This is a genomic window from Parvimonas sp. D9, from assembly GCF_035282565.1.
GTDB lineage: Bacteria > Bacillota > Clostridia > Tissierellales > Peptoniphilaceae > Parvimonas > Parvimonas micra.
On sequence record NZ_JAYKBM010000001.1, the window covers coordinates 177,987 to 192,350 of the forward strand.

12 protein-coding genes are annotated in these 14,364 nt (G+C 29.7%); all 12 read left to right on the forward strand.

Going from position 1 to position 14,364, the window contains the following annotated elements; genetic code table 11:
- Positions 1 to 147 precede the first annotated feature (147 nt).
- The 12 genes from VJI94_RS00975 to VJI94_RS01030 all read left to right on the forward strand — a co-directional run bounded on the left by VJI94_RS00975 (position 148) and on the right by VJI94_RS01030 (position 14,336).
- Positions 148 to 1,683: an ABC transporter ATP-binding protein gene (locus VJI94_RS00975; RefSeq protein ID WP_004833466.1), complete on the forward strand. Its 1,536-nt coding sequence runs from the start codon at positions 148 to 150 to the stop codon at positions 1,681 to 1,683.
- Entirely contained in the window at positions 1,676 to 2,752 is a 1,077-nt protein-coding gene (locus VJI94_RS00980) for an ABC transporter permease (RefSeq protein ID WP_040597118.1), read from the forward strand. Before VJI94_RS00975 ends, VJI94_RS00980 begins: the two co-directional genes overlap by 8 nt.
- Entirely contained in the window at positions 2,752 to 3,687 is a 936-nt protein-coding gene (locus VJI94_RS00985; protein ID WP_324008015.1) for an ABC transporter permease, read from the forward strand. Before VJI94_RS00980 ends, VJI94_RS00985 begins: the two co-directional genes overlap by 1 nt.
- A 117-nt stretch (positions 3,688 to 3,804) precedes the next feature.
- Positions 3,805 to 4,563: a type I methionyl aminopeptidase gene (gene map, locus VJI94_RS00990; RefSeq protein ID WP_324008016.1), complete on the forward strand. Its 759-nt coding sequence runs from the start codon at positions 3,805 to 3,807 to the stop codon at positions 4,561 to 4,563.
- Between the two features lie 126 nt (positions 4,564 to 4,689).
- Positions 4,690 to 5,715, forward strand: a complete 1,026-nt coding sequence (locus VJI94_RS00995) for a sugar-binding transcriptional regulator (RefSeq protein WP_324008018.1) — start codon at positions 4,690 to 4,692, stop codon at positions 5,713 to 5,715.
- Positions 5,716 to 5,746: 31 nt separating this feature from the next.
- Positions 5,747 to 6,754: a type I glyceraldehyde-3-phosphate dehydrogenase gene (gene gap / locus VJI94_RS01000; RefSeq protein WP_227718479.1), complete on the forward strand. Its 1,008-nt coding sequence runs from the start codon at positions 5,747 to 5,749 to the stop codon at positions 6,752 to 6,754.
- Positions 6,755 to 6,876: 122 nt separating this feature from the next.
- Positions 6,877 to 8,073, forward strand: a complete 1,197-nt coding sequence (locus VJI94_RS01005; RefSeq protein WP_324008019.1) for a phosphoglycerate kinase — start codon at positions 6,877 to 6,879, stop codon at positions 8,071 to 8,073.
- An 11-nt stretch (positions 8,074 to 8,084) separates the two neighbouring features.
- Positions 8,085 to 8,834 carry a triose-phosphate isomerase gene (tpiA, locus tag VJI94_RS01010; RefSeq protein WP_324008020.1) on the forward strand — a complete coding sequence of 250 codons (750 nt, stop codon included), beginning with the start codon at positions 8,085 to 8,087 and terminating at the stop codon, positions 8,832 to 8,834.
- 10 nt (positions 8,835 to 8,844) lie between these two features.
- Positions 8,845 to 10,134, forward strand: coding sequence for a phosphopyruvate hydratase (eno, locus tag VJI94_RS01015; protein ID WP_324008021.1), 1,290 nt, complete (start codon positions 8,845 to 8,847; stop codon positions 10,132 to 10,134).
- Between the two features lie 168 nt (positions 10,135 to 10,302).
- Entirely contained in the window at positions 10,303 to 11,907 is a 1,605-nt protein-coding gene (locus VJI94_RS01020) for a Na/Pi cotransporter family protein (protein ID WP_004833449.1), read from the forward strand.
- Between the two features lie 160 nt (positions 11,908 to 12,067).
- Positions 12,068 to 12,997, forward strand: a complete 930-nt coding sequence (locus VJI94_RS01025) for an NAD(P)/FAD-dependent oxidoreductase (RefSeq protein ID WP_324008022.1) — start codon at positions 12,068 to 12,070, stop codon at positions 12,995 to 12,997.
- 52 nt (positions 12,998 to 13,049) lie between these two features.
- On the forward strand, positions 13,050 to 14,336 hold the full coding sequence (locus VJI94_RS01030; RefSeq protein WP_324008023.1) for a glycine/sarcosine/betaine reductase component B subunit: 1,287 nt from the start codon (positions 13,050 to 13,052) through the stop codon (positions 14,334 to 14,336).
- Positions 14,337 to 14,364 lie beyond the last annotated feature (28 nt).

A 14,364-nucleotide genomic window follows, 5' to 3' on the forward strand; every position in this document is an offset into this window, starting at 1 on the left:
ATATATTAAACTATTGTTTAATTGCGTTCTATTTTTTTATGAAATTTACATTTTTATTACTTTTTTTCCTTGTATTAAAATAATTTTTATTGTATAATATCTATTAATGATATAAAAATTGTATATTATTTAGAGGAGGGTTTTAACTTGTCTGATAACAAAACAAATGATAATATTGTAGTTATGAAAGGTATTACTAAAATTTTTGGAAAGAATAAAGTTTTAGATGAAGTTGACTTTGAATTAAAAAAGGGAGAAATTCATGCTCTTTTAGGAGAAAACGGTGCCGGAAAAACTACTTTAATGAATATTCTTTATGGTTTATATTCGCCAAATTCTGGAGAAATTTATATTAATTCTAATAAATACACAAACATGACTCCGAAGATAGCAGTTGAAAATGGAATTGGAATGGTTCATCAGCATTTTATGCTTATAGAGCCTTTTAGTGTTATCCAAAATATAGTTTTGGGAACGGAAGATACTAAAGGTTTATTTATTGACCTTGAAAAGTCACGAAAAAAAGTTATTTCAATAATTGAAAAATATGGATTTAACATAGATTTAGATGAAAAAATTCAAGATATTACAGTTGGTTCTCAACAAAAGGTTGAAATTTTAAAAGCACTTTATAAGGGTGCTGAAATTATTATTTTCGATGAGCCTACTGCTGTTCTTACACCACAAGAAATTGTTGAGTTTATAAATATCTGTAATAATTTAAGAAATGAAGGAAAATCTATCATTATAATTACACATAAATTGGATGAAATTAAAAAAATGGCAGATTATTGTACAATTATTCGTCGTGGAAAGTTCATTGATAAAGTTACCGTTTCTGAATCATCACAAAAAGAACTTGCAGAAAAGATGGTTGGTAGAGAAGTTAATTTCAGTGTAAATAAAAAAGAAACTGAAGTTGGAGATGTTGTTTTGGATATTAAAGATATCAACGTTCTTAACAACAGAAATTTACCTGCTTTGAGTGGATTGAGTTTAAATGTAAGAAAAGGAGAAATTTTAGGAATTGCAGGAGTCGATGGAAATGGACAATCAGAACTTATTGAAGCTATAACTGGACTTAGAAAAGTAGAATCCGGAAGCATTTCTATACTTGGAAAAGATATTACGAATAAATCAGTTTATGATATAATTGAAAGTGGAATTAGTACAATTCCTGAAGATAGACATAAACATGGTTTAGTATTGGATTTTTCTGTTTCTGAAAATATGATTTTAGAAAAAAGAGGAAAGGCTCCTTTTTCTAAAAATGGAATTTTAAACTTTAAAGAAATTGAATCATATACTCAAAAAATGATTGATAAATTTGATATAAGACCAAATGATATTCATGCTACTGCAAGAGGTCTTTCTGGCGGTAATCAACAAAAAGTTATTTTGGCAAGAGAAATTGATAACAATCCTGATTTATTAATAGCTGCTCAGCCTACAAGAGGTCTTGATGTCGGAGCTATTGAAATAATTCATAAATATATTGTAGAACAAAGAGATAAAGGTAAGGCTGTTCTTTTGATTTCGTTTGAACTAGATGAAGTCATGGACTTATCAGATAGGATTGCTGTTATCTACAAAGGAAAGATAGTTGGCGAAAAATCAGCAAAAGATGCCAACGAAAATGAATTAGGACTTATGATGGCAGGAGGTGTTATTAATAATGAATAATAGAAAAAAGATATTAATGCTTTTATTTTCTGTATTGATTGGTTTTGTTGTAGGATCTATTGTTATTATGATAGCTGGTTTTAATCCAATTAATTACTATAAAATAATGATAGAAACGACTTTTTCAAGGCCGAAATTTTTTGCTAGAACATTAGTGGATGCAGTTCCCTTAATCATAGGAAGTATTGGAGTCTCTTTGGCATTTAAAACAGGAGCTTTCAATATTGGCGCAGAAGGTCAATTTATAATGGGATCTTTAGCAGCTGCGTTCTTTGGATATTTTTTAAAGTTGCCACCAATCATTCATCCTATAGTATGTATTATACTTGCAGCTTTAGTTGGAATGGCTTGGGGCGGATTTGCCGGTTGGGTTAAATCAAAATTTGGAGTTCATGAAGTAATTACTACAATTATGTTGAATTGGATAGCTTTATATTTTTCTAATTTAGTTGTAACTTTCGGAAAGTTTTATAATGAAACAGGACAAACTTCAAATGATATTCAATCAACCGCAAGTATAAAAATGTTTCAAGGATTAAGAAATTCTTCTATTCCGTTTGTAAAAGATTTTTTTTCAGCAGATATAAATTTTGGAATTATATTAGCCATTATTTTAGCTTTTGTTGTTTATTACTTACTAAATAAAACTTCAAAAGGTTATGAATTAAAAGCTGTTGGTTTAAATCCGAATGCTGCAGAATTTGGTGGTATAAATGTTGGAAGTAATCTAGTTTTATCTATGGGATTATCAGGAGCACTGTGTGCTGTCGCCGGAGCTGTAAAAGTTCTTGGATTTGCAGGAAATGTTGCAAGACTTACTGTTGCTGAAGGTAATGGTTTTGATGCAATGTCTGTCGCTCTTTTGGCTAATAGTCATCCAATAGGATCAATTTTCTCCGGTTTCTTTTTTAGTGTTTTGAAAAGAGGAGGATTTAGAGTTCAGCAATTATTAGGCGTTCCTTATGAAATTGTTCAAATTATTATAGGTATTATAGTTTTATTTATTTCAATGCCTTTAGTTATAAAAATTATTTCAAGTAAATTTAAAAAAGTTGGAGGTAAAAAGTAATGAGTTTATTAAAAATAGCTTTATTTATATCTGATACATTATTATTTGCAACTCCATTATTATTTACTGCTTTGGGTGGAATGTTTACAGAAAAAGCGGGTGTTACAAATATCGGTTTAGAAGGAATGATGACAATAGGAGCTTTTGCCGGTGCTGCTGTTGGATATTTTACAAAAAGTGCATTGTTGGGATTTTTAGCAGGAGGTGTGGCAGCATCCTTGGTTGCTCTTATTCACGCTATCGTTAGTATAACATTTGGTGCTGATCAAGTTGTTTCAGGTATTGCTATAAACTTTATAGGTCCAGGAGTGTCACTATTCATTTGTTCATTATTGTTTGACGGAGCAAAGCAAACTATCCCTGTAGCAGAAGGTGAAGGAAAAATGATAAAAATATTTGATAACTTAACTGGTATTGATTTTATAGATAAAATATTAGGACAATATGTTACAACATATGTAGCCTTAGGATTGGTCATATTGATATCAATTTACTTATATAAAACTAAATTTGGGTTAAGATTAATCGCAGTAGGCGAACATCCTAAAGCTGCAGAAACTCTAAATGTAAATGTTTATTTATATAGATATTTTGCTGTAATAATATCTGGATTGTTAGCTGGTTTTGGTGGCGCAACTATGAGTTTAGCCACTGTATCAAATTTTTCACAATCTTTAGTTTCTGGACATGGTTTTATAGCATTAGTAGCAGTTATTTTTGGAAAATGGAAACCATATGGTGTTTTGGGAGCATGTTTATTCTTTGGAGCAGCTCAAGAATTAGCAATTTTATTACCAAGTTTGAATATTAATATTCCTGAATCAATTTTACCAATGGTACCATATATTAGTACATTATTAGTACTCATTTTCTTTGTAGGAAAATCAAAGGGACCATCTTCAGCAGGTGTTCCATATATAAAATTAGAAGATTAATAAATAAAGGCATACTTTTTGGTATGTCTTTTTGTTGTGAAATATAAATGTTTATATTTATATAAAATTTGTATTTAATAAAAATTATATATAGTTTATAAAAACAAGGAGATAATTATGATAACAATAAAAAGTAAACATGAAATAGAAGGTATGAAAAAATCAGGTGAAATTTTGTCAAAAATTCATATTGGTCTAAGAGATATAATAAAACCTGGTATTACAACTTTAGAAATAAATAAATTTTGCCATGATTTTATGTTAAAACATGGAGCCAAGCCTAAACAAATAGGATATCATGGGTATCCTTATGCAACTTGTACTTCAGTTAATGATGTGATTTGCCATGGATTTCCTAGCAAACAAAAATTAAAATCTGGAGATTTAATTACTGTTGATATGGTTGTAGATTTAGATGGATACTTATCAGATAGTGCTTGGAGTTATGCTGTTGGAGATGTTTCTGACAAGGTTAAAAATCTTATGGAAGTAACAAAAGAGGCAATGTATAGAGGAATAGAGGCTGCTGTTATTGGTAATAGGATTGTTGATATAGGGAAAGCAATACAAAATTTTGTTGAACCTAAAGGATATTCTATAGTTAGAGATTTTTGTGGACATGGAATTGGAGTAGAAATGCATGAAGATCCTCAAGTTCCGCATTATATTACTGCTACAAGAGGCGTTAGACTTGTTGAAGGAATGGTAATAACTGTTGAACCTATGATAAATACAGGAGATTGGAGATGTACTATTGATGATGATGGTTGGACTGCCAGAACGATTGATGGTGGACTTTCTTGTCAATATGAACATACATTTGCCATTACAAAAGACGGACCACTGATTTTAACAGATCAATCATTGTATGAATAGTATAATATTTAATAGTTATATAAAATTTTATTACTTATTTTATTGCATTTTTTATTAAATAAGAGTATAATCATACTATAGATATTGTAAAATTAATGAAAAATATAATATAGGGACAAAAAATAAATGATGGGACAAAAAGATATAGATTATATAAAAAAGTTTGCTCCTGACTTAGTAGATAAATTTATTTTTAGATATAAAATTTTAGAATATATTTCACTAAACGCCCCTGTCGGGAGAAGAAATATATCAGCCTATTTAGGAGTTGGAGAACGTATAGTTAGAAATGAACTGTATTTTTTTACTGATGAAAAAATTGTTGAAGTAATAAAATCAGGAACATTTATAACTAATCTTGGATTATCTATGCTAGAAGAACTTAGAGAAATAATTAATATTTTTAATGAAAATCAAGCTATTGCAGATGATTTAAGAAAAAAATTAGAAATAAAGAAAGTTATAATTTGTGATTCCTATGAGGACGAATTTCTTGGAAAAGAACAAATTGCTAAAGTTGCATCTGAATATTTCTTAAATATCATTTCTGAAAATGATGTTATTGGAATATCAGGAGGAACTACAGTTAAATCTTTTGTCGATATAATGAATGTAAAAAAATTCTTTAAAAATATTTCTGTTATTCCAGCTAGAGGAAGTCTAGGTAATGGATTGGAATATCAGTCAAATGTTGTGGCTAATAATTTATCAAAAAAGCTTGGTGCGAATTTTTTTGGAACTTTTTTACCAGATTATTTAGATGATTTAACATTTGATAGATTAAAGGATTTAGAAGAAGTAAAAACATTAATTGAGTATTTAAATAAAATAAATATATTAGTTTTTGGGATAGGAAGAGCTGATGCTATGGCAAAACGACGTTCTTTAACTGAAGATGAAATAAATATATTAAATGAAAAAAATGCGGTAAGTGAGGCATTTGGTAATTACTTTGATATTGATGGAAATGCAGTATATAGTTCAAATACGATTGGATTAGATATGGAACAATATTTAAAAATCAAAGAAGTAATTGCAATAGCAGGTTATGGAGAAAAGTATAAGGCGATTATTTCTATTTGTAACATTAGAAAAGACATGACTTTAGTTACAGATAAAGAATCAGCTAAAAAGATTTTAAATATATTATAAGCGAAAGCTTTTTATAAAATTTTAAGGAGGAATCGAAATGAAAGTTGCGATTAACGGTTTTGGAAGAATAGGTAGATTGGCATTTAGACTAATGTATGATTTAGAAGGAGTTGAAGTTGTAGCTATAAATGATTTAACAGATGCAAATATGTTAGCTCACTTATTAAAATATGATTCAACTCAAGGAAGGTTTGGAAAGGAAGTCATTGTAAAAGAAGGAAGCTTTTCTATTGATGGAAAAGAAATTAAAGTTTTCTCAGATGCGGATCCTAAAAATTTACCATGGAAAGAATTGGATATAGATGTAGTATTGGAATGTACAGGTTTCTTTGTTGCAAAAGAAAAAGCACAATTTCATATTGATGCCGGTGCTAAGAGAGTTATTATATCAGCTCCAGGTAAAGGAGATATGAAAACTGTAGTTTATGGTGTAAATCATGAGATTTTGGATGGAACTGAACAAATTTTATCAGGCGCATCTTGTACAACTAACTGTTTAGCTCCAATGGCTAAGGTTTTACAAGATAAATTTGGTATTGTTCAAGGTATTATGACTACTATTCATGCTTATACAGGAGATCAAAATACTTTAGATGCTCCACATAGAAAAGGAGATATGAGAAGAGCTAGATCTGCCGCAATAAATATAGTTCCTAATACAACAGGGGCAGCTAAAGCTATTGGACTTGTTATTCCTGAATTAAAAGGAAAACTAGACGGTTCTGCCCAAAGAGTACCTGTTGCTACAGGATCATTGACAGAATTGGTAACTGTTTTAGAAAAAACTGTTACAGTTGAAGAAATTAACAATGCAATGAAAGAAGCATCAAGTGAATCATTTGGATATACTGAAGATCCTATAGTTTCTACAGATGTAATCGGAATAAAATATGGTTCTTTATTTGATGCTACTCAAACTAGAATAGTTGAAGTTGATGGTAAACAATTAGTTAAAACAGTTGCATGGTATGACAATGAAATGTCATATACTGCAAACCTAATTCGTACTTTCCAATATTTAGTTAATCTTTCAAAATAGTTTATAAATAAGAATTTCCAAAATTTATTTATACTTGCATTTAATGATGCTTTGGAATTTTATTATTTAATAATAATATGAGGTGGAGATTTTCACCTCATATTGTATAGTAAGGAGTAATTATGAATAAAAAAGTTATTACTGATTTAGAAGTGAGATCAAAAAGAGTTATTGTAAGAGTTGATTTTAACGTTCCTATGTCAAAAACAGAAGAAGGTAAAATTACTGATAATGCCAGAATAGTAGCAGCATTGCCTACAATTAAATATCTAATTGAAAATAATGCAAGAATAATTTTATTATCTCATCTAGGCAGGCCAAAGGGAGAAGCTAAGAAAGAATTTTCATTAGCACCTGTAGCTAAAGAATTATCAAAGCTTTTAAATAAAGATGTTAAATTTTTGCAAAGTAATTTAGTAGTGGATGATAATGTAAAAGATGAAGTTTTAAAATTAAAAGATGGAGAAGTTGCTTTATTAGAAAATACAAGATTTAGAAATGAAGAAACAAAAAATATCGATGATTTTTCTAAAGAATTGGCTGAACTAGGTGAATTATATATAAATGACGCTTTTGGCACAAGTCATAGAGCACATTGTTCAAATGTTGGACTTTGTAAGTTTTTACCATCAGCTGTGGGATTTTTAGTAGAAAAGGAAATTTCTATAATGGGAAAAGCTCTTTCTAATCCTGAAAGACCTTTTGTAGCAATTTTAGGAGGAGCAAAAGTATCTGATAAAATTACTGTTATTGAAAATTTGATTGAAAAAGTAGACAGTATAATAATCGGAGGAGGAATGGCATTTACATTCTTAAAATCTTTAGGATATTCAGTTGGTAAAAGTTTATTGGAAGATGATAAAGTTGATTTTGCAAAAGAGCTGATTGAAAAAGCAAAAAGTAAAAATGTTAAGATATTATTACCAATAGATGTTGTTGTTAGTAAAGAATTTTCTAATGATTCTGAATTTAAAATAGTTAATATAGATTCAATAGGAGATGATTATATGGGTCTTGATATTGGAGAAAAAACAGTTAAACTATTTTCAGATGAAATTAATAATGCAAAAACTGTTGTTTGGAATGGTCCAATGGGAGTTTTTGAAATGTCAAATTTTGCAAAGGGTACATTTGAAATTGCAAAGGCTATTGCAGAAAGTGAAGCGATTAGTATTATTGGTGGAGGAGATAGTGCATCTGCTGCTGAAAAATCAGGTTATAAAGATAAAATAACACATATTTCAACGGGTGGAGGTGCATCTTTAGAATTCTTAGAAGGTAAGATTTTACCAGGAATTGAGTCAATAGATAATAAATAATTGGAGGTAGTATGAGAAAACCTGTTATTATTGGAAACTGGAAAATGAATAAAGATTTGGATGAAGCCAAGAAATTAGTAAAAGAAATTGTATCAGAGAAGTTAGATAATGGTGTGGAGAAAGTAATATGTGTTCCTTTTGTTTATGTTACAGAAGTTAATAAATTGTTAGAAGGTTCTGATGTAGGTTTAGGAGTTCAAAATATGTATTTTGAAAATAGAGGTGCATTTACTGGTGAAATTTCTCCTATAATGTTGAAAAGCTGTGGAGTATCATATGTGATATTAGGACATTCCGAAAGAAGAACTATTTTCAATGAAACTGATGAGATGATAAATAAGAAAGTAAAATCTGCGTTGCAAAACGACTTAATTTCAATATTATGTTGTGGAGAAACGCTTGAAGAAAGAAATTCAAGATTAGAAAAAGAAATTGTTGAAAAACAAATAAGAAATGCTTTAGATGGAATTAGTAAAACTGACATTGAAAAAGTAATAATTGCTTACGAACCTATATGGGCAATTGGAACTGGATTAACTGCATCTTCTGATGATGCTGAAAATATGATTAAATTTATAAGAGATATTCTAGCTGATATTTACGGAAATTTATCTGAAAATATAAGAATTCAATATGGAGGCAGTGTTAAACCAAATAATATAAAAGATTTAATGCAAAAAGAGAATGTAGATGGAGCTTTAGTTGGTGGAGCTTGTTTAGAAAGTGCAAGTTTTTGTGCACTAATAAATTATAATTTATAAGGAGAATATTATGAGCTTAATAGTAGAAATTTATGCAAGAGAAGTTTTAGATTCAAGAGGAAATCCTACTGTTGAAGTTGAGGTTACAACTGAAAATGGTACAGTTGGAAGTGCAATTGTTCCTTCTGGAGCCTCAACAGGAGTACATGAAGCTGTTGAACTTAGAGATGGTGACAAAACAAGATATTTAGGAAAGGGAACTTTAAATGCAGTTAACAATGTTAATGAAATCATAGCTGAAGAATTGATTGGATTTGATGTTTTTGATCAAGTTGGAATTGATAGAGCTTTGATCCAAATTGATGGAACTGATAATAAATCAAAGCTAGGCGCAAATGCTATTTTAGGAGTTTCTATGGCAGTTGCAAGAGCTGCAGCTATTGAATCAGATACTCCTCTTTACGAATATATAGGTGGAGTTAATGCAAAAACTTTACCTGTTCCAATGATGAATATTTTAAATGGTGGAGAACATGCTGATAATAATGTAGATATTCAAGAATTTATGGTTATGCCTGCAGGAGCTTGTTCATTTAAAGAAGCTCTAAGAATGGGAACTGAAGTTTTTCATAATCTAAAATCTGTTTTGAAATCAAAAGGATATAATACAGCTGTTGGTGATGAAGGTGGATTTGCTCCTAATTTAAATTCTAATGAAGAAGCTTTAAAAACAATTATGGAAGCTATTGAAAAGGCAGGATATGTTGCAGGAAAAGATATATTTTTAGCTTTGGATGTAGCATCAAGTGAAATGTATGAAAATGGAAAATATAATTTTAAAGGAGAAGGAAAAATTTATTCTTCAGAAGAATTAGTAAATTATTATTGTGATTTAGTTGAAAAATATCCTATTATTTCTATTGAAGACGGATTATCTGAAGATGATTGGGATGGATGGAAACTTTTAACTGAAAAGATTGGAAATAAAGTTCAATTAGTTGGTGATGATTTATTTGTTACTAATTATTCAAGATTAAATATGGGAATTGAAAAAGGAATTGCTAATTCAATTTTGATAAAATTAAATCAAATAGGAACAATAACTGAAACACTTGATGCAATAGAACTTGCTAAGACTCATGGTTATACTTGTGTAATTTCACATAGATCTGGAGAAACTGAAGATACAACTATTGCTGATTTAGCTGTTGCAGTAAATGCAGGACAAATAAAAACAGGTTCAGCATCAAGAACAGATAGAATATGTAAGTATAATCAATTATTGAGAATTGAAGATAGATTGGGAGAAAATTCTAAATTTTTAGGATTGTCTGCATTCTACAATATTGATAGAAAATAATAAACTTTATTTAGCTCATTATTTATATAAATATTAAGAAAGTATTTTTATAAAATTATTTTAAATAAATAAAACATTTAATTGATTTTATGGTATACTATTATTGATAAGTTTGTATAAAATATATGAGCTAATCTTTTGACTATTTTTAATAATTTTGGAGGAAGTATGTCTATTTTTATTTCTGTTTTAGGAGGTTTAGGTTTATTTTTGTATGGAATGAATCTAATGGGAGCAGGGCTGCAAAAGTCTTGTGGTGAAAGATTAAAAGGAATAATTGCTGCAATTACAAAAAATAAAATTTATGCTGTTCTTGTTGGTATTTTTGTTACAATGATTATTCAATCAAGTTCGGCAACTACAATAATGACAATTGGTTTTGTAAATGCAGGATTTATGACTTTAGCTCAATCTGTTGGAATAATAATAGGTGCAAATGTTGGGACTACTATAACTGCACAAATTATTGCATTTGATATCTCTAAGTATGCACCATTAGTTATAGCTGTTGGTGTTTTTATGTGGATGAGAGCTAAAAGTGATAGGAAAAAAGATATATCCGAAATTTTAATTGGATTTGGTATTTTATTTTTAGGTATGTCAATTATGAGTAATGGTTTAGCACCACTTGCAAAAGAAGAATGGTTTAAAGAAATACTTGTAAAATTAAATAATCCGTTCATCGGAGTATTAGCCGGACTTTTATTAACTACAGTTTTACAATCATCATCAGCTTCAATAGGTTTACTGGAAGCACTGGGAATGCAAGGTGCAATAAATATAAATCAGGCATTTGGAATACTTTTTGGAGATAATATAGGAACAACTACAACAGCAATGATTTCAAGTATAGGAGCCAGTAAAAATGCAAAAAGAGCTGCATTTATCCATTTTTTATTCAATTTAATAGGCACTATAATATTTATGACTATATTGAGGATTCCTGTTCAATATTTAGTAGAATACATATCTCCAGGTAATGTTCAAAGACAGATTGCGAATGCACATACTTTTTTTAATATAATTAATGTTTTAATCCAGTTACCATTTTCTAATTTTTTAGTTAAAATTTCTCAATTAGTTATTAAAGGCGATGATGTAGTTGAAGAACGCTATTCTGAACATTTAGACAAGAGATTTTTTGAAACACCGAGTATTGCGATTATACAAGCACAAAAAGAGGTCTCAAGAATGGGAGAAGTTGTAATTGAGTCTCTTGAAAAAACTATAGAAGCATTTAGAACTAAGAGTAGTAAAAATATAGAATTTGTTCTTAATAGAGAAAAAATGATTAATGGATTAGAAAAGGAAATTATTGATTATTTGGTTCCATTAGCCGATAAAAATTTATCAGATGAAGAAAAACATAAAGTCTTTGTTATGATGTATTCTATAAATGATTATGAAAGAATAGGAGATCACTGTGAAAATATTATTGAATTGATTCAAGAAATAAAAGATGAAAATTCAGTATTTAGTAAGACTGCTTTTGATGAATATGATAAAATCTCATCTGATGTTATGAAAATTGTCACTGACACAACTAATGCATATAAAGATAACAATCTTGAATTAGCAAAAAATTGTATTAATATAGAAGAAGAAGTAGATATATTGGAAGAAACTTACAGAAGAAATCACATGGATAGAATTAATAGAGGAATCTGTGATACAAATGCCGGAGTGAAGTTTTTAGATATACTGTCTAATTTTGAAAGGATTGCAGATCATAGTGTAAATATTGCAAATTACACATTAGGAAAAGAATTGTAAAAGTTTGTGAATTTTATATACAAATACTTAAAGTTATAAAAAAGTTTTATTACGATTTTGTCAAAAAATACTTTACAATTGGGTAAACATAATATATAATAATAGACGGGTATGGTTTCATTACAGTTTATTATTTTGATACTGTAATTGGAGGTAAATTATGTACGATTGTATAATAATCGGAGCAGGTCCTGCAGGAATAAGTGCAGGTATATATGCTGCTAGAGCTAGTATGAAAACTATAATAATTGAAAAAGGAACACCGGGAGGTCTGATTGCTAAAACTGATGAAATAGCAAATTATCCCGGAGTAGAAGACGTACCTACGGGTTCGGAATTAATTGAAAGAATGATTAAGCAGGCAAAGTCTTTTGGTGCTGAATTTATTACTGATACAGTTATTAATGTTGATTTATCCGGAACTACCAAAGTAGTTTATGGAGAAAATGATACTTATGAAGGAAAGTCTGTAATTATTGCTACCGGATCTAATCCGAGATTATTAAATGTTCCAGGAGAAAAGGAATTTACAGGGAAAGGTATTGCATATTGTGCAACTTGTGATGCACCATTTTTCCAAGATTTAGATATTTATGTTGTTGGTTCAGGAGAAGCTGCAGTTGAAGAAGCGATGTATCTTACTAAGTTTGGTAGAAGTGTTACATTATTGGTAAGAAAAGATAAATTATCAGTGGCTAAATCAATAGAAGAAAAAGCATTAAAATGTGAGAAACTGAGTATTATGTGGAATGTTGAAGTTGAAAGTTTTGAAGGATCTGGAATATTGGGAGCTATGAATATAGTAAATAATAAAACCAGAGAAAAAACAAAAATTGTTCCAAAAGAAGGCGATATGATGTTTGGAGTGTTTATTTTTGTAGGATATATTCCGGAAAGTACTGTTTTTGATCGAAAAGTTACAACTGATAGAAATTACATAGTATCAGATGAAACTATGAAAACTAGTGTCGAAGGTGTGTTTGTAGCCGGCGATGTTAGAGTAAAAGAACTTAGACAAGTTGTTACAGCAGTTAATGATGGGGCTATTGCTGCAATTAACGCTAGAAAATATGTTGAAAGTTTAAAATAATTGAATTTAATTCCGAAAGGATTAAATATATAAATTTTAAGGAGGTGAGTATATGCGTCTAGAATTAGGAAAAATCTTAATTAACGATGTTAAGTTTTGTTCAGAAACAAAAGTTGACAAGGGTGTTTTGTACATTAATAAAGAGGAATTAATTGCTCATTTAATGGATGATGAACACTTAAAATCAGTAGACGTAGATCTTGCAAAACCAGGTGAAAGTGTAAGAATTACTCCAATTAAGGATGTTGTAGAACCAAGAGTAAAGGTTAACGGAGCAGGCGGAGTATTCCCTGGAATGATTTCAAAAGTTGATGTAGTTGGTTCAGGAAGAACTCATGTTCTTAAAGGAGCCGCAGTAATGACAGTTGGTAAAATAGTAGGCTTCCAAGAAGGTATTGTTGATATGCAAGGACCTGGAGCTGAATATACACCATTCTCAAAAACTAACAATATTGTTTTGATTGTGGAACCAGCTGAAGGAGTTGCAACTCATGCTTATGAAAAAGCTGTTAGAATGGCTGGATTAAAAGCTGCTACTTATTTAGGATTAGCTGGTAAAGAAGTTGAACCTGATGAAGTAGAAGTATTTGAAACTAAACCATTATTTGAACAAGCTGAAGAATTAAAACATTTACCAAAAGTTGCTTATGTTCAAATGTTACAATCTCAAGGATTATTACATGATACATATGTTTACGGTGTAGATGCAAAACAAATAGTTCCAACACTATTATATCCAACTGAATTAATGGATGGAGCTATATTGAGTGGTAACTGCGTTTCTTCATGCGATAAGAATACAACTTATCATCACTTAAACAACCCAGTTGTTAGAGCAATGTATGAAAAGCATGGAAAAGAAATCAACTTTGTTGGTGTTATTATCACTAACGAAAATGTATATTTAGCAGATAAAGAAAGATCATCAAACTGGACTGCTAAGTTATGTGAATTTTTAAATCTTGATGGAGCTATCGTATCACAAGAAGGATTCGGTAACCCAGATACAGACTTAATTATGAACTGTAAGAAAATAGAAGGTAAAGGCGTAAAAACAGTTATCATTACTGATGAATACGCAGGTAGAGATGGTGCGAGTCAATCTTTAGCTGATGCTGATGTAGCTGCAAATGCAGTAGTAACAGGAGGTAATGCTAACGAAACTATCGTATTACCTAAGATGGACAAAGTTATCGGAACTTTAGATTATGTTGACATTATTGCTGGTGGATTTGATGGATCATTAAGAGAAGATGGTTCAATTATGGTTGAATTACAAGCAATTACTGGAGCAACTAATGAATTAGGATTTAATAGATTATCAGCTACAGGCTATTAAAATTTATTAAATAAAACGGAATATTATA